Source organism: Streptomyces sp. NPDC030165, from assembly GCF_055573595.1.
Genome location: NZ_JBVIBD010000002.1, coordinates 578,743 through 601,814 on the forward strand (window position 1 = coordinate 578,743; position 23,072 = coordinate 601,814).

General features: G+C 70.6%; 20 protein-coding genes. 5 read left to right on the forward strand and 15 right to left on the reverse strand.

Annotated features, from left to right (window positions below; all coding sequences use genetic code 11):
* Positions 1-99: 99 nt before the first annotated feature.
* A complete protein-coding gene (locus ACZ4Z1_RS05890) occupies positions 100-1,356 on the reverse strand; it encodes a carboxylate--amine ligase (protein WP_468485299.1) in 1,257 nt (418 codons plus the stop codon).
* Between the two features lie 346 nt (positions 1,357-1,702).
* Between ACZ4Z1_RS05890 and fahA the strand changes: the two genes are divergently transcribed.
* The 4 genes from fahA (at position 1,703) to ACZ4Z1_RS05910 (ending at position 4,809) form a co-directional block, all read left to right on the forward strand.
* Complete coding sequence (fahA, locus tag ACZ4Z1_RS05895) at positions 1,703-2,902, forward strand: fumarylacetoacetase (RefSeq protein WP_468485300.1); 1,200 nt, start codon at positions 1,703-1,705, stop codon at positions 2,900-2,902.
* Complete coding sequence (locus tag ACZ4Z1_RS05900; protein ID WP_468485301.1) at positions 2,899-3,603, forward strand: GOLPH3/VPS74 family protein; 705 nt, start codon at positions 2,899-2,901, stop codon at positions 3,601-3,603. The genes fahA and ACZ4Z1_RS05900 overlap by 4 nt, the downstream gene beginning before the upstream one ends.
* 182 nt (positions 3,604-3,785) lie before the next feature.
* Positions 3,786-4,280: a hypothetical protein gene (locus ACZ4Z1_RS05905; RefSeq protein WP_468485302.1), complete on the forward strand. Its 495-nt coding sequence runs from the start codon at positions 3,786-3,788 to the stop codon at positions 4,278-4,280.
* Positions 4,281-4,467: 187 nt separating this feature from the next.
* Positions 4,468-4,809, forward strand: a complete 342-nt coding sequence (locus ACZ4Z1_RS05910) for a hypothetical protein (protein WP_468485303.1) — start codon at positions 4,468-4,470, stop codon at positions 4,807-4,809.
* A gap of 175 nt (positions 4,810-4,984) precedes the next feature.
* Here the strand turns inward: ACZ4Z1_RS05910 and nuoN are convergent, their stop codons facing one another.
* The 14 genes from nuoN to ACZ4Z1_RS05980 form a co-directional block, all read right to left on the reverse strand.
* Entirely contained in the window at positions 4,985-6,637 is a 1,653-nt protein-coding gene (gene nuoN / locus ACZ4Z1_RS05915) for an NADH-quinone oxidoreductase subunit NuoN (protein ID WP_468485304.1), read from the reverse strand.
* A complete protein-coding gene (locus tag ACZ4Z1_RS05920) occupies positions 6,634-8,250 on the reverse strand; it encodes an NADH-quinone oxidoreductase subunit M (protein ID WP_468485305.1) in 1,617 nt (538 codons plus the stop codon). Before ACZ4Z1_RS05920 ends, nuoN begins: the two co-directional genes overlap by 4 nt.
* Before the next feature lie 3 nt (positions 8,251-8,253).
* The gene (gene nuoL / locus ACZ4Z1_RS05925) at positions 8,254-10,200 is read right to left on the reverse strand and encodes an NADH-quinone oxidoreductase subunit L (protein WP_468485306.1); all 1,947 of its coding nucleotides are present in this window, start codon (positions 10,198-10,200) and stop codon (positions 8,254-8,256) included.
* 12 nt (positions 10,201-10,212) lie between these two features.
* Positions 10,213-10,512 (reverse strand): NADH-quinone oxidoreductase subunit NuoK, encoded by a 300-nt coding sequence (gene nuoK / locus ACZ4Z1_RS05930; protein WP_003983361.1) that lies wholly within the window; start codon positions 10,510-10,512, stop codon positions 10,213-10,215.
* Positions 10,509-11,321 carry an NADH-quinone oxidoreductase subunit J gene (locus ACZ4Z1_RS05935; RefSeq protein ID WP_468485307.1) on the reverse strand — a complete coding sequence of 271 codons (813 nt, stop codon included), beginning with the start codon at positions 11,319-11,321 and terminating at the stop codon, positions 10,509-10,511. The genes nuoK and ACZ4Z1_RS05935 overlap by 4 nt, the downstream gene beginning before the upstream one ends.
* Positions 11,318-11,965, reverse strand: a complete 648-nt coding sequence (gene nuoI / locus ACZ4Z1_RS05940; RefSeq protein WP_468485308.1) for an NADH-quinone oxidoreductase subunit NuoI — start codon at positions 11,963-11,965, stop codon at positions 11,318-11,320. Before nuoI ends, ACZ4Z1_RS05935 begins: the two co-directional genes overlap by 4 nt.
* Positions 11,958-13,334 (reverse strand): NADH-quinone oxidoreductase subunit NuoH, encoded by a 1,377-nt coding sequence (gene nuoH / locus ACZ4Z1_RS05945; protein ID WP_468485426.1) that lies wholly within the window; start codon positions 13,332-13,334, stop codon positions 11,958-11,960. The genes nuoI and nuoH overlap by 8 nt, the downstream gene beginning before the upstream one ends.
* The gene (locus tag ACZ4Z1_RS05950) at positions 13,334-15,961 is read right to left on the reverse strand and encodes an NADH-quinone oxidoreductase subunit G (RefSeq protein ID WP_468485309.1); all 2,628 of its coding nucleotides are present in this window, start codon (positions 15,959-15,961) and stop codon (positions 13,334-13,336) included. The genes nuoH and ACZ4Z1_RS05950 overlap by 1 nt, the downstream gene beginning before the upstream one ends.
* Complete coding sequence (gene nuoF, locus ACZ4Z1_RS05955) at positions 15,958-17,316, reverse strand: NADH-quinone oxidoreductase subunit NuoF (protein ID WP_468485310.1); 1,359 nt, start codon at positions 17,314-17,316, stop codon at positions 15,958-15,960. Before nuoF ends, ACZ4Z1_RS05950 begins: the two co-directional genes overlap by 4 nt.
* Positions 17,313-18,167 carry an NADH-quinone oxidoreductase subunit NuoE gene (nuoE, locus tag ACZ4Z1_RS05960; RefSeq protein ID WP_468485427.1) on the reverse strand — a complete coding sequence of 285 codons (855 nt, stop codon included), beginning with the start codon at positions 18,165-18,167 and terminating at the stop codon, positions 17,313-17,315. The genes nuoF and nuoE overlap by 4 nt, the downstream gene beginning before the upstream one ends.
* Positions 18,168-18,184: 17 nt before the next feature.
* The gene (locus ACZ4Z1_RS05965; protein ID WP_468485311.1) at positions 18,185-19,507 is read right to left on the reverse strand and encodes an NADH-quinone oxidoreductase subunit D; all 1,323 of its coding nucleotides are present in this window, start codon (positions 19,505-19,507) and stop codon (positions 18,185-18,187) included.
* Positions 19,507-20,205: an NADH-quinone oxidoreductase subunit C gene (locus ACZ4Z1_RS05970; protein WP_468485428.1), complete on the reverse strand. Its 699-nt coding sequence runs from the start codon at positions 20,203-20,205 to the stop codon at positions 19,507-19,509. Before ACZ4Z1_RS05970 ends, ACZ4Z1_RS05965 begins: the two co-directional genes overlap by 1 nt.
* Positions 20,206-20,321: 116 nt before the next feature.
* On the reverse strand, positions 20,322-20,876 hold the full coding sequence (locus tag ACZ4Z1_RS05975) for a NuoB/complex I 20 kDa subunit family protein (RefSeq protein WP_468485312.1): 555 nt from the start codon (positions 20,874-20,876) through the stop codon (positions 20,322-20,324).
* A 9-nt stretch (positions 20,877-20,885) separates the two neighbouring features.
* Positions 20,886-21,245: an NADH-quinone oxidoreductase subunit A gene (locus ACZ4Z1_RS05980; protein ID WP_030022241.1), complete on the reverse strand. Its 360-nt coding sequence runs from the start codon at positions 21,243-21,245 to the stop codon at positions 20,886-20,888.
* Positions 21,246-22,005: 760 nt separating this feature from the next.
* Between ACZ4Z1_RS05980 and ACZ4Z1_RS05985 the strand changes: the two genes are divergently transcribed.
* The gene (locus ACZ4Z1_RS05985; protein ID WP_468485313.1) at positions 22,006-22,827 is read left to right on the forward strand and encodes a C40 family peptidase; all 822 of its coding nucleotides are present in this window, start codon (positions 22,006-22,008) and stop codon (positions 22,825-22,827) included.
* Positions 22,828-23,072 lie beyond the last annotated feature (245 nt).

A 23,072-nucleotide genomic window follows, 5' to 3' on the forward strand; every position in this document is an offset into this window, starting at 1 on the left:
GCAGCGCTCTCCGCTGCCCTGGCGGGGAACTGCCGCACGGCTCCCCCACGCTCTCCCGCTGATCCCTCGCTCTCCCCCACTGATCGGCACCCCGCACCGCTACGGCCGCGCCCTGTCGAACGCCCCGCTGACCGCCGCCGTCCGCGCGCGCCTGCTCGCGCGCCGCAGCTCGACCAGGTGCCGGGCCCCCGGCCCGACGAACCGGGCCAGCATCGTGAAGAACGGCTTGAGGTCGTCGGCGGCCAGCCACGCCAGCTCGGTGCCTGCGGCGCGGCGCGGCGCGTGCGGCGTCGTGTAGCCGCTGCGCCGGTACGCGACCAGCGCCGGCAGGTCGATGTTCTCCACGACGAACCGCTGCCCGGCGCGCTGCTCCGCCTCCGGGACCTTGCGTCCGGTGAGGTCCAGGTGCTGGGCCCGTACGACGTCGATGCCCGCCTCGTTCTCGAACAGCCGGAACTGGGCGCCCATCCGCGGGTTGAAGTCCAGCAGCTTGTAGTCGCCGTCCCGCCGGTCGTAGCGCCAGTCCAGGTCCACGATGCCGCTGAAGCCGATGCGCTTGACGAACTGGGCGGTCATCTCGGCCAGTTCCGGGTTGTCGACGACGTACGCGCAGGCCGTCATGCCCGCGTGCGGTGGCCAGGAACGCACCTTGACACCGGTGAACAGGCTCAGCGCGGCGCTGTCCGCGTCGAAGTACGCGTGCACGATCCAGTCCTCGGCCTCCTCCCGCGGCAGGTACTCCTGGAGGATCACGTCCGGCCGCGGTCCCCAGTCCCGGGCCAGGCCGATCAGCTGGCCGGGGCCCGAGATCCGGGTGGTGCCGGCGACCGAGGGGTGCCGCCGCCGCTGGAACGCCTCCCGGTTCTTGGCCACGACCGGGAAGCGCGCCTGCGCGGCGAAGTGCTCGATGTCGGCGAGCGACTCCGGAAAGGCGGCCGCCGGTGTCGGTACGCCGTGCTCGACGCAGAGTTCGTACAGCCCCTGTTTGCTGGCCAGGCGGCGCGGTAAACACGCTTCGGCGCGCGGGAACAGGAAATGGCCGCGGAGGACGTCGGCGTATTCCCCTATCAGGACGGCGGCCTCTTCGTCGGTCGGTATCAGGACCGTGGGCCGTCCGATGCGCTTGCCGATGCGCACCAGCACTTCGGCGAGCTGCTGCGGGTCCTCCCGCCCGGTGGTCGGCCAGACGCAGCGCCCGTGCAGATAACGCGAGGTGGCGGCGGGTGTGAACCGGTCCTCGGTGATCGCGTACATGGGTACGCCGAGGCGCCCCAGACTGCGGATCGCCCCCACCCCGCCATGGTGCAGCGGATAGTCGCCGATCTTCACGATGAGCCCCGGAACGGTCCGGTCCACCGCGAACGCTGTGCTGCTCCGAGCCACCTGACCCCCCAACGGCGCGCGTCCCGCCCCGGCCGCGCCTCGCAAGGAAGTTAGAGCCGAACTGACCGCATCGGCACCGCTTTTCAGGACATTGCAAACTCTTTTAGGGCGCTTTGCCAACACATTCCGCTCGGTTCCGTTTCACTTCTGCCGCCACGCTCCTTCGCGTCACCTCCGCCCCCACCCCCTCCACGGCGGCACCAGCTGTCCGACCGGCCATCCCCTCAGGGCCCGTTGGGCCGTAACCTGATCGACGGGCCCGCCGGCCGGGCCCGCGGCCACAGGTGACGCACGCGAGAGACCACGCGAGGAGCCGTACATGTCCGAGCACCACCCGCTCGACCTGCCCGAGGACCACCCCTTCGGGCCGCACACCCTGCCCTACGGCGTCTTCAGTACGGCCGACGCGCCGGACCGGCGCCGCATCGGCGTGCGCTACGGCGACCACGTACTCGACCTCGACGCGCTCGCCGCCACCTCCGGGTCGCCGCACGCCGACCTGCTCGCCGCGCCGACCCTGAACCCGCTGCTCGCCGCAGGCCGCGACATCTGGCGGGCCGTACGCGAGGCCGTCCGCACGGCCGTCACCGACCCCGCGCACCGCGCCACCACCGAGTCGCTGCTGATCCCGCTGACCGCCGTGACGCTGCACCTGCCGTTCGACGTCGCGGACTACGTCGACTTCTACGCCAGCGAACATCACGCCACCAACGTCGGCCGGATCTTCCGCCCGGACGCCGACGCGCTCACCCCCAACTGGAAGCACCTGCCGATCGGTTACCACGGCAGGTCCGGCACCGTCGTGGTCTCCGGCACCCCGGTCGTCCGGCCCAGCGGCCAGCGCAAGGCACCGGCCGACACGGCGCCCTCCTTCGGACCCTCCCGGCGGCTGGACATCGAGGCAGAGGTCGGCTTCGTCGTCGGCACGCCGTCCGTGCTCGGCGAGCCGGTCGGCCTGGCCGGCTTCCGCGACCACGTCTTCGGCGTCTGCCTGGTCAACGACTGGTCGGCGCGCGACATCCAGGCCTGGGAGTACGTGCCGCTCGGCCCCTTCCTCGGCAAGTCCTTCGCCACCTCCGTATCCGCGTGGATCACGCCGCTGGACGCGCTGGACCACGCCCGCACGGCACCGCCCGCCCGGGACGTGCCCGTACTCCCCTATCTGGATGACACGGACGCCGAGCCGGGCGGTATCGACCTGCGCATCCAGGTGGACATCAACGGCGCGACCGTCGCCCGCCCGCCCTTCTCCGCCATGTACTGGACGGCCGCCCAGCAGCTCACCCACATGACCGTCAACGGTGCCTCGCTGCGCACCGGCGACCTCTACGCCTCCGGCACGGTCTCCGGCCCCGAGCCGGACCAGCTCGGCTGCCTCCTCGAACTCACCCAGGGCAAGGGCCCGTTCCTGGAGGACGGCGACGAGGTCACGCTGACCGCCTGGGCGCCGGGCCCGGAGGGTTCCCGGATCGGGCTGGGCGATGTCACCGGACGTATCCGGCCCGCGCGTACGTCATGACCGGACACGGGGCGGGGAGCCGGCCCGGCGGCGCGCCGGAAGGCCCGTACGGGAGCGGCGCGGACGGATCGGGCCGGGGTCCCACGCTGCCCGAGGAACTGCTGCTCCTCGCCCTGGACCCGGCACGGGGCAAGCCGCTGAACGATCCGTCCCACCTGCGGTACGGCCTGGCCGGCGCCGCCCTCGCGGAGCTGGACCGGGCCGGACGGATCACCGAGGGCCGCGGCGGCCGGATCGTCGTGGGCAACCCGCTGCCCCTCGGAGACCTGGTGCTGGACGCCGCGCTGGCCACCCTGACCGCCGGCAAGGACGGTGACGTCAAGGTCCGGCGGTGGGTGCGGAGCGCGGCGCGCGGCATCGACGAGGTGTGCCGGCAGCGACTGGAACAGCGCGGTGCGATCCGCCGGGAGTCCCACCGCGCGCTCGGCCTGTTCCGTTACGAGCGGCTGGCGGCCGGTCCGGCGGACCTCGCCGGACCGGCCCGCGACCGGTTCAAGAGCGCCGCGGCCACCGGCTTCGCGGACCCGCGCGACCGGGTGCTGGCCGCGCTGGTCTCGGCCACCCACCTGGACCGCAAGCTGGAGCCGGGCCGGGACCGGCGGGCCGTACGGCGTGACCTGAAAGCGCTGGCCCGTGAACACTGGATCGCCCGCGCGGTGGCGTCCGCGGTCTACCAGGACGAGGCCGCGGTCAGCAGCTGAGGCGCCCCGGGACACCGGTCGCCGGCCTCGGCAGCTCCCCGCCCGGCCCCCGGGAGGTCACGGCAGCGCGCCGACTTCGTAGCGACGCTGCCGCAATCCCAGCGGCTCCGCCCGATACGGAACCGGACCGCGCGCCGCGTTGCTAGCCTCGCGTCTCCTGCCCCACAACGGAGGAGACGTACGTGCGCAAGACAGCACAGATCGCCGGGACGGCCGCCATGGCCGCACTGCTGCTCAGCGGCTGCGGCAGCAGCGGCGGAGGCGGCAAGAGCGGCGCGGCGGACGAGGCCGGCAAGGCGCCCACCGCGGCCCCGTCGCAGACCGCCGGCGGCAGGCCCGCCGACGGCGCCGGCAGCCTCGACGGCGCCTGGATCGCCAACACCGGCGACTCGCACCTCACCCTCGTGCTCTACCGGGGCATCGCCTCCATGGGCCTCGGCGCGGACGCCGGGACGGCCTGCCAGGGCAAGGTGGAAACGGCGGGCGCCACGGTGATCGCCCTGAAGTGCATGGGCGGCCACACCACCCGCACCCTGGGCACCGTCACGCCGGGCACCGACGGCAAGACGCTGAAGGTGCGCTGGAAGGACGGGCCGACCGACGAGTTCACCAAGGCCGAGGGCAAGCTCAAGCTGCCCGGAACGCCGAGCCTGCCCGCGGGCGTACCGCGCTCCTGACGGCCGATCAGGCACCGGGCGGCGCCGGGACCCTGACCGGCGCGAACGGCTCAGGGCCGCCGCGAACGGCGCAGGGCCGCTACGCCACCAGGGGTGTTTCCGGGGCGGCGCCGGGAAAGACGCCATACGCTGAGCCATATTCACTCCGAGTAGTTGCTCGACACCGACAACCACGAGGAGTCACGAGATGCGCCTGCGCACCTCCGTCGCCGCCGCCTTCGGAGCGGCCGTACTCGCCCTGACCACCCCCACCTCCGCCTACGCCGCCGTCGGCGTCTTCTCCTACGGCTTCAACACCGGCGACAAGCTGGACCAGCGCGCAGCTCTCTTCAACCCGCCGGGCAAGGAGTGCATCACCCTCAAGCTGCCGGACGGCGCCGACTTCGCCTACGCCGCGCGCAACCGCACGAACGCCACCGTGACCCTCTTCGCCGACGACGACTGCAGCAGCGACACCTTCTTCGTCGTCCCGTCCGGCGAGTCCGCCCCGAAGAAGGTCCTGGTCCGCTCGGTGCTGTTCTCCCGCTGAGCCAGCTCTTCCCGCACTGATCTGCGCCTTTCGCACTCCGGCCGGCCCTCCTCGCACGTTGCTTCAGGCCGCGCCGGTCTCCCTCGTCCGAGTGGCGCAACGGCCGCCGTCCGGCACCCCCGCAGGGGCACCGGACGGCGGCCGTGGAGCAGACGCCGTACGGCGGCGTCACCGCTCAGCGCACGAACACTCCCGCCTGGCCCGCCAGGTCGAGGAAGTACTGCGGCGCCAGGCCCAGCACCAGCGTGACCGCGACACCGACCGCGATGGCCGTCATGGTCAGCGGGCTGGGCACCGCCACCGTCGGGCCGTCCGCCTTCGGCTCGTCGAAGAACATCAGCACGATCACGCGGATGTAGAAGAACGCGGCGATGGCGGACGAGAGGACACCGACCACGACCAGCCAGCCCGCGCCGCTCTCCGCCGCCGCCTTGAACACCGCGAACTTCCCGGCGAAACCCGAGGTCAGCGGGATACCGGCGAAGGCCAGCAGGAACACCGCGAAGACCGCCGCCGTCAGCGGCGAGCGCCGGCCCAGCCCCGCCCACTTCGACAGGTGCGTCGCCTCGCCGCTCGCGTCCCGCACCAGCGTGACCACCGCGAACGCGCCGAGCGTCACGAAGGAGTACGCCGCCAGGTAGAACAGCACGGACGAGATGCCGTCCTCGTTGGCGGCGATCACACCGGCCAGGATGAACCCGGCGTGCGCGATGGAGCTGTACGCCAGCAGGCGCTTGATGTCGGTCTGGGTGATCGCGACAATCGCGCCGCCCAGCATCGTGACGATCGCGATGCCCCACATGACCGGCCGCCAGTCCCAGCGCAGCCCCGGCAGGACCACGTACAGCAGCCGCAGCAGCGCGCCGAACGCGGCGACCTTGGTGGCCGCCGCCATGAAACCGGTCACCGGGGTCGGCGCGCCCTGGTAGACGTCCGGTGTCCACATGTGGAACGGCACCGCGCCGACCTTGAACAGCAGCCCCATCAGCACCAGCGCCGCGCCGATCAGCAGCAGCGCGTCGTTGCCCATGGTGTCGGCCAGCGCCGGGTTGATCTGCTTGGCGCCGTCGCTGACGACCTCCGCGATACCGGAGTACGTGACCGTGCCCGCGTACCCGTACAGCAGCGCGATACCGAACAGCAGGAACGCCGACGAGAACGCGCCGAGCAGGAAGTACTTCACCGCGGCTTCCTGCGACAGCAGCCGCTGGCGGCGGGCCAGCGCGCACAGGATGTACAGCGGGAGGGAGAAGACCTCCAGCGCGACGAAGAGGGTCAGCAGGTCGTTGGCGGCGGGGAAGACCAGCATCCCGCCGACCGCGAACAGCGCGAGCGGGAACACCTCGGTGGTGGCGAATCCCGCCTTGACCGCGGCCTGTTCGGCCGCACCGCCGGGCACCGCCGCGGCCTGCGCCGCGAAGGAGTCCACCCTCCTGCCGTGCGCGGCCGGGTCGAGCCGGCGCTCGGCGAAGGTGAACGTGGCGACCAGCGCCACCAGCAGGATCGTGCCCTGGAGGAAGAGCGCCGGGCCGTCCACGGCGATGGCGCCCATCGCCGTGATCTTCGCCTTGGTGGTGCCGAAGCCGCCTGCCGCCAGCCCCACCACGGCCGCGAACCCGGCGGCCAGCGCGAGCACGGACAGCAGGAGCTGCGCGTAGTAGCGGCTGCGGCGCGGCAGGAACGCCTCCAGGACGATGCCGACGACCGCGGCCCCCAGCACGATCAGCGCCGGGGCCAGCTGGGCATACTCGATCTTCGGCGCCGGGATCCTGGCCGGCGCCTCGGCCGCAATGGTCCACAGGCTGTGGACACTCGCCACGGAACTCACTTCGCGGCCTCCGCATCTGCCTTCACGGGTACGTCGGGGCGGGGATCGTGCCGGTCGACGACGGACAGGGTGTGGTCCACCGCCGGGTTGACGAGGTCCGTCAGCGGCTTCGGGTAGACACCGAGGAACAGCAGCAGCGCGATCAGCGGGGCGACGACCGCCAGCTCCCGCGCCTTGAGGTCGGGCATCGCCCGCACCTCGGCCTTCACCGGGCCGGTCATGGTCCGCTGGTAGAGGACCAGGACGTACAGCGCGGCGAGCACGATGCCGACGGTGGCCACGATCCCCACGGCCGGATAGCGGCTGAACGTGCCCACCAGCACCAGGAATTCGCTGACGAACGGCGCCAGACCCGGCAGCGACAGCGTCGCCAGACCGCCCACCAGGAACGTGCCGGCCAGCACCGGCGCGACCTTCTGCACCCCGCCGTAATCGGCGATCAGCCGCGAGCCGCGCCGCGAGATCAGGAACCCGGCGACCAGCATCAGCGCCGCCGTCGAGATGCCGTGGTTGACCATGTACAGCGTCGCGCCGCCCTGGCCCTGGCTCGTCATCGCGAAGATGCCCATGATGATGAAGCCGAAGTGCGAGATCGAGGCGTACGCGATCAGGCGCTTGATGTCGCGCTGGCCGACCGCGAGCAGCGCCCCGTACAGGATGCTGATCAGCGCGAGGACCAGGATCGCCGGCGTCGCCCAGCTGCTGGCCTCCGGGAAGAGCTGGAGGCAGAAGCGGAGCATCGCGAACGTGCCGACCTTGTCGACCACCGCGGTGATCAGTACGGCCACCGGTGCCGTGGACTCGCCCATCGCGCCCGGCAGCCAGGTGTGCAGCGGCCACAGCGGCGCCTTCACCGCGAAGGCGAAGAAGAAGCCGAGGAACAGCAGCCGTTCCGTGCCGGTGCCGAGCGCCAGCTCGCCGTCCGCCCGGGCCTGGACGATCTCCGCCAGCGAGAACGTGCCGCTGCCGAGCTGGTCGGCGGTGGCCGCGTACAGCCCGATCACCGCGGCCAGCATGATCAGACCGCCGGCCAGGTTGTAGAGCAGGAACTTCACGGCGGCCTGCGAGCGCAGTGTCGCGCTGCGCTCCTCGCCGTCCGCCCCGGCCCGGTCCCCGAAGCCGCCGATGAGGAAGTACATCGGGATGAGCATGGCTTCGAAGAAGATGTAGAAGAGGAACACGTCGGTGGCCTCGAAGGAGATGACCACCATCGCCTCGACGGCGAGCACCAGCGCGAAGAAGCCCTGGGTGGGGCGCCAGCGCTGGTTGGGTGTCGCCTCCTCCAGGGGGTCGGCGTCGTGCCAGCCCGCCAGGATGACGAACGGGACCAGCAGCGCGGTCAGCGCGATGAGCGCCACCGCGATGCCGTCCACACCCAGCTCGTAGCGGACACCGAAGTCCTTGATCCAGGCATGTGACTCGGTGAGCTGGAACGGGCCCTTCGCCCCCGCGTCGAAGCGGACCGCGACCACCGCGGCCAGCACCAGCGTGGCCAGCGAGAAGAGCAGCGCCAGCCACTTGGCGGCGGTGCGCCGGGCGGCGGGCACCGCGGCGGTGGCGATCGCACCGATCGCCGGGACCGCCGCGGTGGCCGTCAGAAGGGGAAACGACATGGCTCAGACACCCCTCATCAGCAGGGTCGCGGCGATCAGCACGGCCGCACCGCCCAACATCTGTACCGCGTACGAGCGGGCGAAGCCGTTCTGCGCCTGGCGCAGCAGGCTGGAGAGGCCGCCCATCGACGCCGCCGTGCCGTTGACCGCGCCGTCCACGACGGAGTGGTCCAGCTGGACCAGGGCGCGGGTCAGCTCGCCGCCGCCACGCACCAGCACGACGTGGTTGAAGTCGTCCTGGAGCAGGTCGCGGCGGGCTGCCCGGGTCAGCAGCGAACCGCGCGGGGCGACGGCCGGTACCGGTTTGCGCCCGTACTTCAGGTAGGCGAGCGCGACGCCGAGGACCATCACCGCGATCGTGGCGGTGGTGATCGCTGTGGCGCCGATCGGCGGGTGCCCGTGCTCGAAGGAGGTGACCGGCTCCAGCCAGGTCACGAACGCCTCGTTGATGCTGAACAGTCCGCCCGCGAACACCGATCCGACGGCCAGCAGGATCATCGGGACCGTCATGGACTTGGGGGACTCGTGCGGGTGCGGCGGGGTGTACTCGCCCCTGGTCTCGGCCGCGGGCTCCACCGACGGCTCGGCGGGGGACGGCGTCGGCGCCTTGCGCCAGCGCTCCTCGCCGAAGAACGTCATCAGCATCACCCGCGTCATGTAGAACGCGGTGATCGCGGCGCCCAGCAGGGCCGCGCCGCCGAGAATCCAGCCCTCCGTACCGCCCTTGGCGAACGCCGCCTCGATGATCTTGTCCTTGGAGAAGAAACCGGACAGTCCCGGGAAGCCGATGATCGCCAGATAGCCGAGGCCGAAGGTGATGAACGTGACGGGCATGTACCTGCGCAGGCCGCCGTAACGGCGCATGTCCACCTCGTCGTTCATGCCATGCATCACCGAGCCGGCGCCGAGGAAGAGACCCGCCTTGAAGAAGCCGTGGGTGACCAGGTGCATGATCGCGAAGGCGTAGCCGATCGGACCGAGCCCGGCGGCCAGGATCATGTAGCCGATCTGCGACATCGTCGAGCCCGCCAGGGCCTTCTTGATGTCGTCCTTCGCGCAACCGACGATCGCACCGAACAGCAGCGTCACCGCGCCGACCACCACGACGGCGGTCTGCGCGGCCGGCGCGCCGTTGAAGATTGCCCCGGAGCGGGTGATCAGGTAGACGCCGGCGGTCACCATCGTCGCCGCGTGGATCAGGGCGGAGACCGGGGTCGGGCCCTCCATCGCGTCGCCGAGCCAGGACTGGAGCGGGACCTGCGCCGACTTGCCGCAGGCGGCGAGCAGCAGCATCACGCCGATGGCGGTGAGCTTGCCCTCGGACGTCTCGCCCGCCGCGCCCAGCACCGGGCCGAACGCGAACGTCCCGAACGTGGTGAACATCAGCATGATCGCGATGGACAGGCCGACGTCACCGACGCGGTTGACCAGGAACGCCTTCTTCGCCGCCGTCGCCGCGCTGGGCTTGTGCTGCCAGAAGCCGATGAGCAGGTACGAGGCCAGGCCCACGCCCTCCCAGCCGACGTACAGCAGCAGGTAGTTGTCGGCGAGGACGAGCAGCAGCATGGCCGCGAGGAAGAGGTTCAGGTAGCCGAAGAAGCGGCGGCGCCGCTCGTCGTGCTCCATGTAGCCGACCGAGTAGATGTGGATCAGCGATCCGACACCGGTGATCAGCAGGACGAACGTCATGGACAGCTGGTCGAGCTGGAAGGCCACGTCCGCCTGGAAGCCGCCGACCGGGATCCAGCTGAACAGGTGCTGGTGCAGGGTACGGTGCTCGGCGTCGCGGCCCAGCAGCTCCGTGAACAGGGGTACGGCCAGGGCGAAGGACGCCAGCGCGAGCAGCGTGCCGAGCCAGTGGCCGGCCCGGTCCAGTCTCCTGCCGCCGCACAGCAGCAGGGCCGCACCGAGCAGCGGCGCCGCGACGAGCAGGGCGATCAAGTTCTCCACGTTTACGACCCCTTACAGCTTCATCAGGCTGGCGTCGTCGACCGAGGCCGTGTGGCGGGTGCGGAAGATGGACACGATGATCGCCAGGCCCACCACGACCTCGGCCGCGGCGACGACCATCGTGAAGAACGCGATGATCTGTCCGTCCAGGTTTCCGTGCATCCGCGAGAACGCCACGAAGGCGAGGTTGCAGGCGTTGAGCATCAGCTCGATGCACATGAACACCACGATGGCGTTCCGCCTGATCAGCACCCCGGCCGCACCGATGGTGAACAACAGGGCGGCGAGGTAGAGGTAGTTGACCGGGTTCATCGCTTCGCCTCCTCGCTGCGGCCCAGCCACTCTTCGGAGCGCTGTTCCAGCGCCTTCAGCTCGTCCAGCGACTCGGCGGAGACGTCGCGGATCTGGCCGCGCCCGCGCAGCGTCGGATTGACGGTCTGCTCGGACGGGGTGCCGTCGGGGAGCAGGCCGGGCACGTCCACGGCGTTGTGCCGGGCGTAGACGCCGGGCGCGGGTAGCGGCGGGATGTGCTTGCCCTCGCGGATACGGGCCTCGGACTGCTCGCGCTGGGTCCTGGCGCGCTCCGTGCGCTCGCGGTGCGTCAGGACCATCGCGCCGACCGCCGCCGTGATCAGCAGTGCGCCGGTGACCTCGAAGGCGAAGACGTACTTGGTGAAGATCAGAGCCGCCAGGCCCTGCACGTTGCCCCCGGCGTTGGCCTCGCCGAGCCCGTTGAAGTGTTTGAGCGAGGCGTTGCCGAGGCCGGCGATGAGCAGGATGCCGAAGCCGAGGCCGCAGGCGGCGGCCAGCCAGCGCTGGCCCTTGAGTGTCTCCTTGAGGGAGTCGGCCGCCGTGACGCCGACGAGCATGACGACGAAGAGGAACAGCATCATGATCGCGCCGGTGTAGACGACGATCTGCACGACGCCGAGGAAGTACGCGCCGTTGGCGAGGTAGAACACCGCGAGGATGATCATGGTGCCGGCCAGCGACAGGGCACTGTGCACGGCGCGCTTCATCAGGATCGTGCACAGCGCGCCGAGCACCGCGACCGTACCGAGGATCCAGAACTGCACCGCCTCGCCCGTGGACGCCGCGGCGGCCAGAGAGGTCGTCGTCACCGGGTCACCTCCCGGGCGGCGGGCTCGTCGGGGCCGAAGGTGGCCGCGGCCTCCTGGGGCGCCGCGGTGTCCGTACCGCCCTCCCCTTCGGCCGTCTCGCCCTTGGAGACGGCCACCTGCCGCACCGTGCCCGGCGCGGCCTCCGTCACCAGGCCCCGGTAGTAGTCCTTCTCAGTCATCCCGGGGTGGATGGCGTGCGGGGAGTCGACCATGGTGTCCTCCAGCCCCGCGAGCAGCTCTTCCTTGGTGTAGATGAGCGATTCGCGGGTCCGGTCGGCGAGTTCGTACTCGTTGGTCATGGTCAGCGCGCGGGTGGGGCACGCCTCGACGCACAGGCCGCACAGGATGCAGCGCAGGTAGTTGATCTGGTAGACGCGGCCGTAGCGCTCGCCGGGGCTGTAGCGCTCCTCGTCCGTGTTGTCGGCGCCCTCGACGTAGATCGCGTCGGCCGGGCAGGCCCAGGCGCACAGCTCGCAGCCGACGCACTTCTCCAGCCCGTCGGGATGCCGGTTGAGCTGGTGGCGGCCGTGGAAGCGCGGCGCCGTCGGTTTCTTCTCCTCCGGATACTGCTCGGTCAGCCGCTTCTTGAACATGGCCTTGAAGGTCACGCCGAAGCCGGCCACGGGGTTCTGGAAGTCAGGCACCGTCGCCCCCCTTTCCGTCCTTGTCGGTTCGGTCACTGACAGGGTCCACCCCGCCACTGACAATCAGCTCGCGGTCACGGCGCGGCCGTCGCCGCGGCACAGGTGGCAGGGTCTGTCCGGGCAGCGGCGGTACGGGGAAGCCGCCCGCCATGGGGTCGAAGGCCGGCTCCTGGTCCGGCTCTTCCTTCTCGCCGCGCCGGAAGAAGTCCGCGACGAGCGAGATGAGCAGTACGGCGATGGCGGCGCCGGCCACGTACAGCACGATCTGCTGGAAGTCGTAGCCCTCGTTCTTCAGGGCCCGTACGGTCGCGACGAGCATCAGCCAGACCATCGAGACCGGGATGAGGACCTTCCATCCCAGCTTCATGAACTGGTCGTAGCGCACACGGGGCAGCGTGCCGCGCAGCCAGATGAAGAAGAACAGCAGCAGCTGCACCTTGATGACGAACCAGAGCAGCGGCCACCAGCCGTGGTTGGCGCCTTCCCAGAAGGTGCTGACCGGGTACGGGGCCTTCCAGCCGCCCAGGAAGAGGGTCACCGCGACCGCCGAGACGGTCACCATGTTGATGTACTCGGCGAGCATGAACATCGCGAACTTGATCGACGAGTACTCGGTGTTGAAGCCGCCGACCAGGTCGCCCTCGGACTCCGGCATGTCGAACGGCGCGCGGTTGGTCTCGCCCACCATGGCGACGATGTAGATGATGAAGGAGACCGGCAGCAGCAGTACGTACCACTTGTCCTGCTGGGACTCCACGATCGTCGAGGTCGACATCGACCCGGAGTAGAGGAAGACCGCCGCGAAGGACAGTCCCATCGCGATCTCGTAAGAGACCATCTGGGCGCACGAGCGCAGGCCGCCGAGCAGCGGGTACGTCGAGCCGGACGACCAGCCGGCCAGCACGATGCCGTAGATGCCGACGGAGGCGGTGGCCAGGATGTACAGCACGCCGATCGGCAGGTCGGTGAGCTGCATCGTGGTCCGCTGGCCGAAGATGGAGATCTCGTTGCCGGCCGGGCCGAAGGGGATCACCGCGACGGCCATGAAGGCCGGTACGGCCGCCACGATCGGCGCGAGGATGTACACCGCCTTGTCGGCCCGCTTGACGACCAGGTCCTCCTTGAGCATCAGCTTGATGCCGTCCGCGAGGGACTGGAGCATGCCCCAGGGGCCGTGCCGGTTCGGGCCGATGCGCAGCTGCATCCACGCGACGACCTTGCGTTCCCAGACGATCGAGAAGAGCACGGTCAGCATGAGGAACGCGAAGCAGAAGACCGCCTTGACGACGACCAGCCACCACGGGTCGCGGCCGAACATCGAGAGGTCCTCCTGGGCCAGCGCGCTGCCGGACAGCGCCAGGTGCTGCATCACGCGTCCACCTCCTTGACCGGTCCGGACGCCGTGCCGGAAGTGCCGTATGCGCCGGAGGCGTCCGGCTCACCGGTCCCGGCCACCGGCGCGACCTTCACCAACTCCCCGGGCCGCGCCCCGGTGTCGGCAGCGACCCCGCCGCCCACCGAGTTCAGCGGCAGCCACACCACCCGGTCGGGCATCGGGGTGACCGCGAGCGGCAGCCGTACGGACCCGGTGGGCCCGGTGACCGCCAGCAGGCCGCCGTCCTTGACGCCGGTCTCCTCGGCGGTGGCCGCGGACATCCGGGCGACGGCCGCGTGCCGCGTACCGGCCAGTGCCTCGTCGCCCTCCTGCATCCGTCCCTGGTCGAGCAGCAGCTTGTGGCCGGCCAGTACGGCTTCGCCGGGTTCCGGCCGGGGCAGCGCGCGGCCGGGCTCCCTGGGGTCGGCGGCGTACGTGCCGTCCCACGGCCCCAGTGCGGTCAGCTCCCGCCGCACCGCCCGTACGTCGGGGAGCGCGAGGTGGACGTCCATCGCGTCGGCGAGCATGTGCAGCACCCGGGCGTCCGGCAGCAGGTGCCGCCGGGACATCTGGTCCGGTTTGAGCGCGGCTTCGAACGGCCGGGCGCGGCCTTCCCAGTTGAGGAAGGTGCCGGACTTCTCGACGGCCGCGGCGACCGGCAGGACGACGTCCGCCCGTTCCGTCACGGCCGTCGGCCGCTGCTCCAGGCTCACCAGGAAGCCCACCGAGTCCAGCGCCTCCAGGGCCCGCGCCGGGTCCGGCAGGTCCGCCGGGTCGACGCCCGCCACCAGGAGGGCGCTCAGTTCCCCGGCGGCCGCCGCGGCCACGATCTGGCCGGTGTCGCGGCCGTGCCGCTGCGGCAGGCCGGCGACGCCCCAGGCGGCGGCGACCTCGTCGCGGGCGCGCGGGTCGGTCGCCGGGCGCCCGCCCGGCAGCAGCCCCGGCAGCGCACCGGCCTCGACGGCGCCGCGTTCGCCGGCCCGCCGTGGAATCCACACCAGCCGGGCCCCGGTCGCGGCGGCGGCCCGTACGGCGGCCGTCAGCGCGCCCGGCACCGCGGCCAGCCGCTCGCCGACGACGATCACCGAGCCCGCGCCGCGCAGCGCCTCGGCCGCGCTGCGGCCCGCGCCTTCCAGGCCCGCCCGGCGCCCGCCACCACCTTCCACGGGAAGGCGCTCCGCGTCCGCCGCCTCATGGCCGGCCAGCGCGTCCAGCCACTCCGTCTCCGTGCCGGGCGCGGCGGGCAGCAGCGTGCCGCCCGCCTTGACCAGGCCGCGCGTCGCGTACGGCGCGAGCCCGAAGGTGCGCTGTCCGTGCTTGCGGTGGGCCTTGCGCAGCCGCAGGAAGACGCCGGGTGCCTCCTCCTCCGCCTCGATCCCGGCGAGCAGGACGGCCGGTGCCTTCTCCAGGTCGGTGTACGAGACTCCCGGGCCCTCCAGGTCGCGGCCCCGTCCGGCGACCCGCGCCGCCAGGAAGTCGGCTTCCTCGGTGCTGTGCGCCCTGGCCCGGAAGTCGATGTCGTTGGTGTCCAGCGCGACCCGCGCGAACTTGGCGTAGGCGTACGCGTCCTCGACGGTCAGCCGGCCTCCGGTCAGCACGCCGGTCCGGCCCCTGGCGGCGCCCAGCCCGCGCGCCGCCGCATCCAGGGCCTCCGGCCAGCTGGCCGTGACCAGTTCGCCGGTCGCGGCGTCCCGCACCATCGGGTGCTCCAGCCGGTCGCGCTGCTGCGCGTACCGGAAGGCGAAGCGCCCCTTGTCGCAGATCCACTCCTCGTTGACCTCGGGATCCTCGGCGGCCAGCCGCCGCATGACCTTGCCGCGCCGGTGGTCCGTACGGGTCGCGCAGCCGCCCGCGCAGTGTTCGCAGACGCTCGGCGAGGACACCAGGTCGAAGGGGCGCGACCGGAAGCGGTACGCGGCCGAGGTCAGCGCGCCGACCGGGCAGATCTGGATGGTGTTTCCGGAGAAGTACGACTGGAACGGGTCGCCCTCGCCCGTGCCGACCTGCTGGAGCGCGCCCCGCTCGATCAGTTCGATCATCGGGTCGCCCGCGACCTGGTTGGAGAAGCGGGTGCAGCGCGCGCACAGCACGCACCGCTCACGGTCCAGCAGTACCTGCCGGGAGATCGGCACCGGCTTGGCGAAGGTGCGCTTCCTGCCCTCGAACCGGGTGTCGGCCTGTCCGGCGGACATGGCCTGGTTCTGCAGCGGGCATTCGCCGCCCTTGTCGCAGACCGGGCAGTCCAGCGGGTGGTTGATCAGCAGCAGTTCCATCACGCCGCGCTGCGCCTTCTCGGCGACGGGTGAGGTGAGCTGCGACTTGACCACCATGCCGTCGGTGCAGGTGATGGTGCAGGAGGCCATCGGCTTGCGCTGGCCCTCCACCTCCACGATGCACTGGCGGCAGGCGCCGGCCGGGTCGAGCAGCGGGTGGTCGCAGAAGCGCGGGATCTCGATGCCGAGGAGTTCGGCGGCCCGGATGACCAGGGTCCCCTTGGGGACGGAGATCTCGATGCCGTCGATCGTCAGCGTGACGAGGTCTTCGGGCGGTACGGCCGCCCCGCCACCCCCGGAGGGCCCCGCGGCGGAGCCGCTGTCGGACCCGGTGGTCGTGACGGTCATGCGTTCACCCCCAGGTGAGCGTCGGTGTCGGCCCAGGCGGTCGACCTGGCGGGGTCGAAGGGGCAGCCCTTGCCGGTGATGTGCTGCTCGTACTCGGCGCGGAAGTACTTCAGCGAGGAGAAGATCGGTGAGGCGGCGCCGTCGCCCAGCGCGCAGAAGGACTTGCCGTTGATGTTGTCGGCGATGTCGTTGAGTTTGTCGAGGTCGCTCATGCGGCCCTTGCCGGCCTCGATGTCGCGCAGCAGCTGGACGAGCCAGTAGGTGCCCTCGCGGCAGGGTGTGCACTTGCCGCAGGACTCGTGCGCGTAGAACTCGGTCCAGCGGGTGACGGCCCGTACGACGCAGGTGGTCTCGTCGAAGCACTGGAGCGCCTTGGTGCCGAGCATCGAGCCCGCGGCGCCGACGCCTTCGTAGTCCAGCGGTACGTCGAGGTGCTCGTCGGTGAACATCGGCGTGGAGGAGCCGCCGGGCGTCCAGAACTTCAGCCGGTGGCCTGGCCGCATGCCGCCGCTCATGTCGAGGAGCTGGCGCAGCGTGATGCCGAGGGGGGCTTCGTACTGGCCGGGATTGGCGACGTGTCCGCTGAGTGAGTACAGCGTGAAGCCCGGGGACTTCTCGCTGCCCATCGTCCTGAACCAGTCCTTGCCCTTGTTCATGATGGCGGGAACCGACGCGATGGACTCGACGTTGTTCACGACAGTGGGGCAGGCGTACAGGCCCGCCACCGCCGGGAAGGGAGGACGCAGCCGGGGCTGTCCGCGACGGCCCTCCAGGGAGTCCAGCAGCGCGGTCTCCTCACCGCAGATGTACGCGCCCGCGCCCGCGTGCACCACGACGTCCAGGTCCAGGCCCGAGCCGAGGATGTCGCGGCCGAGGTAGCCCGCCTCGTACGCCTCCCGGACGGCCTCGTGCAACCGCCGCAGGACGGGCACGACTTCACCGCGCAGGTAGATGAAGGCGTGGTGCGACCGGATCGCGTGACACGCGATGACGATGCCCTCGATCAGGGAGTGCGGATTGGCGAAGAGCAGCGGGATGTCCTTGCAGGTGCCGGGCTCCGACTCGTCGGCGTTGACGACGAGGTAGTGCGGCTTGCCGTCGCCCTGCGGGATGAACTGCCACTTCATCCCGGTGGGGAAGCCGGCGCCGCCGCGGCCGCGCAGTCCGGCGTCCTTGACGTACGCGATCACGTCGTCCGGCGGCATCGCGAGGGCCTTGCGCATGCCCTCGTAGCCCTCGTGCCGCAGATAGGTCTCCAGCGTCCAGGAGCCCGGCTGGTCCCAGAAGGCGGAGAGTACGGGCGCGAGCAGCTTCTCCGGGTTGGCCTTGCTGACCTCGGCGGCCACGGTCATCACTCCCCCTCCTCGGCGGTCGGACCGGCTGGGTGCCGGGGGTCGGAGGCCGAGGTGTCGCGCGGCGCGTCGTGCGAGCTGGGGTGGGTGGCCGGCGCCTCGCCCGGTGCCCGTCCGGCGTGCTCGCCCTCGCCCTCGGCGGGGCCGGCGCCCCGCTGCGGTACGACGTGGTCGGCCGAGCCCGCGCCCGGTACGGCCTCGCCCTTGGCCAGTCGCAGTCCCACCAGCGAGGCGGGCCCGGCACCGCCGGTGGCCTCGACCGCGCCCGGCCGCCGGTCCGGGAACCCGGCGAGGATGCGGGCCGTTTCCTTGTACGTGCACAGCGGCGCGCCCCGGGTCGGCGCGACGGGCCGGCCCTCTCGCAGGTCGTCCACGAGCTGCTTGGCGCTGTCCGGCGTCTGGTTGTCGAAGAATTCCCAGTTGACCATCACGACGGGCGCGAAGTCGCAGGCCGCGTTGCACTCGATGTGCTCCAGGGTGACCTTGCCGTCCTCGGTCGTCCCGCCGTTGCCCACGCCGAGGTGCTGCTGCAGCGCCTCGAAGATCGCGTCGCCGCCCATCACCGCGCACAGGGTGTTGGTGCACACCCCCACCTGGTAGTCCCCGCCGGGCCCGCGCCGGTACATGGAGTAGAAGGTGGAGACGGCCGTGACCTCCGCCGTCGTCAGGTCCAGCATCTCCGCGCAGAAGCGGATGCCGGTACGGGTGACGTGGCCCTCCTCCGCCTGGACGAGGTGCAGCAGCGGCAGCAGCGCGGAGCGTGCGCCGGGATAGCGGGCGATCACCTCCTTGGCGTCCGCTTCGAGCCGGGCCCGCACCTCGGCCGGATAGTCGGGGGCGGGGAGCTGCGGCATCCCCAAACTGACGTCTGTCACCGGTCGACGCCTCCCATCACGGGGTCGATGGACGCGACGGCGACGATGACGTCGGCCACCTGGCCGCCCTCGCACATCGCCGCCATGGCCTGGAGGTTGGTGAAGGACGGGTCGCGGAAGTGCACCCGGTAGGGGCGGGTCCCGCCGTCGCTGACGGCGTGCACGCCCAGCTCGCCCTTGGGGGACTCCACGGCCGCGTACGCCTGGCCGGGCGGCACCCGGAAGCCTTCCGTCACCAGCTTGAAGTGGTGGATCAGAGCCTCCATCGAGGTCCCCATGATCTTCTTGATGTGGTCGAGCGAGTTGCCGAGCCCGTCCGGGCCCATGGCCAGCTGGGCGGGCCAGGCGATCTTCTTGTCGCCGACCATCACCGGCCCCGGCGCCAGCCGGTCCAGGCACTGTTCGACGATGCGCAGCGACTGGCGCATCTCCTCCAGGCGGATCAGGAAGCGCCCGTAGGAGTCGCAGGTGTCGGTGGTCGGCACGTCGAAGTCGTAGTGCTCGTAGCCGCAGTACGGCTGGGTCTTGCGCAGGTCGTGCGGGAGTCCGGCGGAGCGCAGCACCGGTCCGGTGGCGCCGGTGGCCAGGCAGCCGGCCAGGTCGAGGTAGCCGATGTCCTGCATGCGGCCCTTGAAGACCGGGTTACCGGTGGCGAGCTTGTCGTATTCGCCCAGGTTCTTGCGCATCTTCTTCACGAACTCGCGCACCTGGTCGACCGCGCCCGGCGGCAGGTCCTGGGCGAGCCCGCCGGGCCGGATGTACGCGTGGTTCATCCGCAGCCCGGTGATCAGCTCGTAGATGTCCAGGATCAGTTCGCGGTCCCGGAACCCGTAGATCATGATCGTGGTGGCGCCCAGCTCCATGCCGCCGGTGGCGATGGCCACCAGGTGGGAGGAGAGGCGGTTGAGCTCCATCAGCATCACGCGGATGACGGAGGCCCGGTCCGGCACGTCGTCGGTGATGCCGAGCAGCTTCTCCACGGCCAGGCAGTACGCCGTCTCGTTGAAGAACGGCGTCAGGTAGTCCATCCGGGTGACGAAGGTGGTGCCCTGCGTCCATGTACGGAATTCGAGGTTCTTCTCGATGCCGGTGTGCAGGTAGCCGATGCCGCAGCGGGCCTCGGTGACGGTCTCGCCGTCGATCTCCAGGATCAGCCGCAGCACGCCGTGGGTGGAGGGGTGCTGGGGGCCCATGTTGACGACGATCCGCTCGTCGTCGGTGCGGGCCGCGGCGGCCGCGATCTCGTCCCAGTCGCCGCCGGTGACCGTGTAGACGGTGCCCTCGGTCGTCTCCCGAGGGGTCGCATGGCTGGTGGACATCAGGTGTACGACCTCCGCTGGTCGGGAGCCGGGATCTGGGCGCCCTTGTACTCGACGGGAATGCCGCCGAGCGGGTAGTCCTTGCGCTGCGGGAAGCCCTGCCAGTCGTCCGGCATCATGATCCGGGTGAGCGCCGGGTGGCCGTCGAAGACCAGGCCGAAGAAGTCGTACGTCTCGCGCTCGTGCCAGTCGTTGGTCGGGTAGACGCTCACGATGGACGGCACGTGCGGGTCGGCGTCCGGCGTGGAGACCTCCAGGCGGATCAGCCGGTTGTGGGTGATCGAGCGCAGGTGGTAGACGGCGTGCAGCTCGCGCCCCTTGTCGCCGGGGAAATGCACGCCGCTGACGCCGGTGCACAGCTCGAAGCGCAGGGCCGGGTCGTCGCGCAGGGTCTTCGCGACGACCGGCAGGTACTCCCGCTCGATGTGGAAGGTCAGCTCGCCGCGGTCGACGACCGTCTTCTCGATGACGTTCTCGGGGACCAGCCCCTGTTCGTCCAGCGCGCCTTCCAGCTCGTCCGCGACCTCGTCGAACCAGCCGCCGTACGGGCGGGCACTGGCGCCCGGCATCCGTACGGTCCGTACGAGTCCGCCGTACCCGGAGGTGTCGCCGGCGCCACTGGCGCCGAACATGCCGCGGCGGGTGCCGATGACCTCGCCGTGGTCGCCGCGCTGGCCGGGCAGGTTCTGCGCGTTCACGTCCTGGTCGGGGTTGACCCCGTTGGGCCCCTTGGCCGCTCCGGCCCCGCCGTTCCCGTTGACGCCGCCAGTGCCGTTGGCGCCACCGTTCCCGTTGGTCCCCTTGGTGCCGTCGCTCACCGCAGCAGCCCCTTCATCTCGATCGTCGGGCGCGCCTTGAGCGCCGCTTCCTCCGCCTCGCGAGCCGCCTGCTGCTGGTTGACCCCGAGCTTGGTGCTCTGGATCTTCTGGTGCAGCTTGAGAATGGCGTCCATCAGCATTTCGGGGCGCGGCGGGCAGCCGGGCAGGTAGATGTCCACCGGGACGATGTGGTCGACGCCCTGGACGATCGCGTAGTTGTTGAACATGCCGCCCGACGAGGCGCACACGCCCATCGAGATGACCCATTTCGGGTTCGGCATCTGGTCGTAGACCTGCCGCAGCACGGGCGCCATCTTCTGGCTCACCCGGCCGGCCACGATCATCAGGTCCGCCTGGCGCGGCGACCCGCGGAAGACCTCCATGCCGAAGCGGGCGAGGTCGTAGCGCCCGGCGCCGGTCGTCATCATCTCGATGGCGCAGCAGGCGAGGCCGAAGGTGGCGGGGAAGACCGATGACTTGCGCACCCAGCCCGCGGCCTGTTCGACGGTGGAAAGCAAAAAGCCGCTCGGCAGCTTCTCTTCAAGTCCCATTGGTGGCCCCTAGTCCCATTCCAGGCCGCCACGACGCCATACGTAGGCGTAGGCGACGAAGACGGTGAGCGCGAAGAGGAGCATCTCCACGAGCCCGAAAAGCCCGAGCGCGTCGAAGGTGACGGCCCAGGGGTAGAGGAAGACGATCTCGATATCGAAAATGATGAAGAGCATCGCCGTGAGGTAGTACTTGATCGGAAATCGACCGCCGCCGGCCGGCTGCGGCGTGGGCTCGATTCCGCATTCGTACGCCTCTAGCTTCGCCCGGTTGTAGCGCTTGGGTCCGACGAGCGTGGCCATCACGACAGAGAAGATCGCAAAGCCTGCCCCGAGGGCTCCCAGTACGAGGATGGGCGCGTAAGCGTTCACCGTCCTCGCTCCCTTCAGTCGACGATGACTGGATGGCGGTCCGCCCGGCCCCGCGCACCGGCCCCACGAAGATCGCGCCTATGTGAGGCAGTTCACAAGCCCGAGCCGCCTGCATCTTATGCCTGTCGGTCTGTGATCTGCGACACGGGGTGCGACAACGCCTTTGTGATCTCCACCACCTGACGCCCGATCATCTGGTCCGATGAGCGTCGATCTTCGTACGGGAAGCGCGCAGGCGATCACCGGTGGTGACATTTTTCGACGTAACCCCTGGTCAGCGAGGGGCTGCCTCTATCAAGAGATACGCGACGCAAGCAAATTGGCGCCGGGGCGCGCCAACTGCTAGCGCAGGGCGGGCCACAGGGGCGGGCGAGGCGGAGCGCCCTCGCCGTGACCGTCCCGAGACCGTCGTGACCGCCCCGTGATCATCGGTACGTGCCCGCGTTCACGAGCACACCCGCCACGGCGGCATCACGGGAACATAACGGGCACTCACGAGTGACCTATCCCACGCGGTTTGTTGTCTTGAATGCTTGACCCTCGGGAAGCCTTGGCGTGGCGGATCAGTAGGTGATAAGCGCCCTCGGGGTGCACATCGGCCCGTAAATGCCATGCGTAAGAACATGATCACGAAATGCGGACCGCCCGCCGCCCGGCCATCGACCAGCGAAAAGTCCCTTTTATTCATCGCGTACGCGTCAAGTGTGGCGCATGCCACCTTTGTTGGCAGCAACCTGTGGCTCCTGATAGCCGTGGTGCCATGTCCCCGAACGCAGTCATACCCAGCCACCGGAAGCCCCGCCGTTCCGCGTCCTCGCGGGCACTGCGCGCAGGGGTCACCGGTGGCATCATCACCCTGGCGGTGACCGGCGCGAGCATGCCCGCCGGCGCCGCGGAGAAGCCCGTCTCCGAGACCCAGGAAATGCCGACCATCACGTCGGCACTGGCCACCAGCCTGGCCAAGAGCGCGGACACCGCCCAGCAGATGGCGCTGGACTACGAGCGCCAGGCCGCGCAGGACACCGCCGCCGCCGAGGCCAGCGAGGCCGCCGCCAAGGCCAAGGACGAGGCCGACCGCAAGGCCGCGGCCGAGAAGAAGGCCGAAGAGGCCCGCAAGGCCGAGGAGAAGGAGAAGGCCGCCCAGGAGCGCGCCTCCCGCTCCTCCGAGCGCACGTCGCTGCGTTCACTCTCCGCCCCGTCCGCCGACTCCCCCGTCTCCGGCGCGACCGGCAGCACCGCCTCCCTGATCGGCTTCCTGCGCGCGCAGCTGGGCAAGTCCTACGTGCTCGGCGCCTCCGGCCCGTCCGCGTACGACTGCTCCAGCCTGGTCCAGGCCGCGTACCGCACCATCGGCATCGACCTGCCGCGCACCTCGCAGCCGCAGTCCACCGCCGGTACCCAGGTGAGCCTGGACAACCTCCAGGTCGGCGACATCCTGTACTGGGGCAGCGCGGGCAGCGCGTACCACGTCGGCGTCTACGTCGGTAACGGCAACTTCATCGGTGCCCAGAACTCCAGCACCGGCATCGTGGAGAAGCCGCTGAGCTACAGCCAGCCGACCGGCGCGGTCCGCGTCCTGTAGGCCGCCTCGCACGTTCGGCCGAGGGCCGCCGTTCCCACCGCTCGGGAACGGCGGCCCTCGTGCGTTGCGCGAGCAAAGTTCCGGTGCGTCCCGCTCGACCGCCGATCATCGGATGAGCGGCGATAGCCCATTCGCGTCGCCCATTCGATGAAGAGACGCCCGTTCGGCACAACTACCGTAACGCCTCTGTCCCAGTTGTACCTCTCGCCGTACTCATCCCTTCCGCCCCGCAATGCCCGCATCCT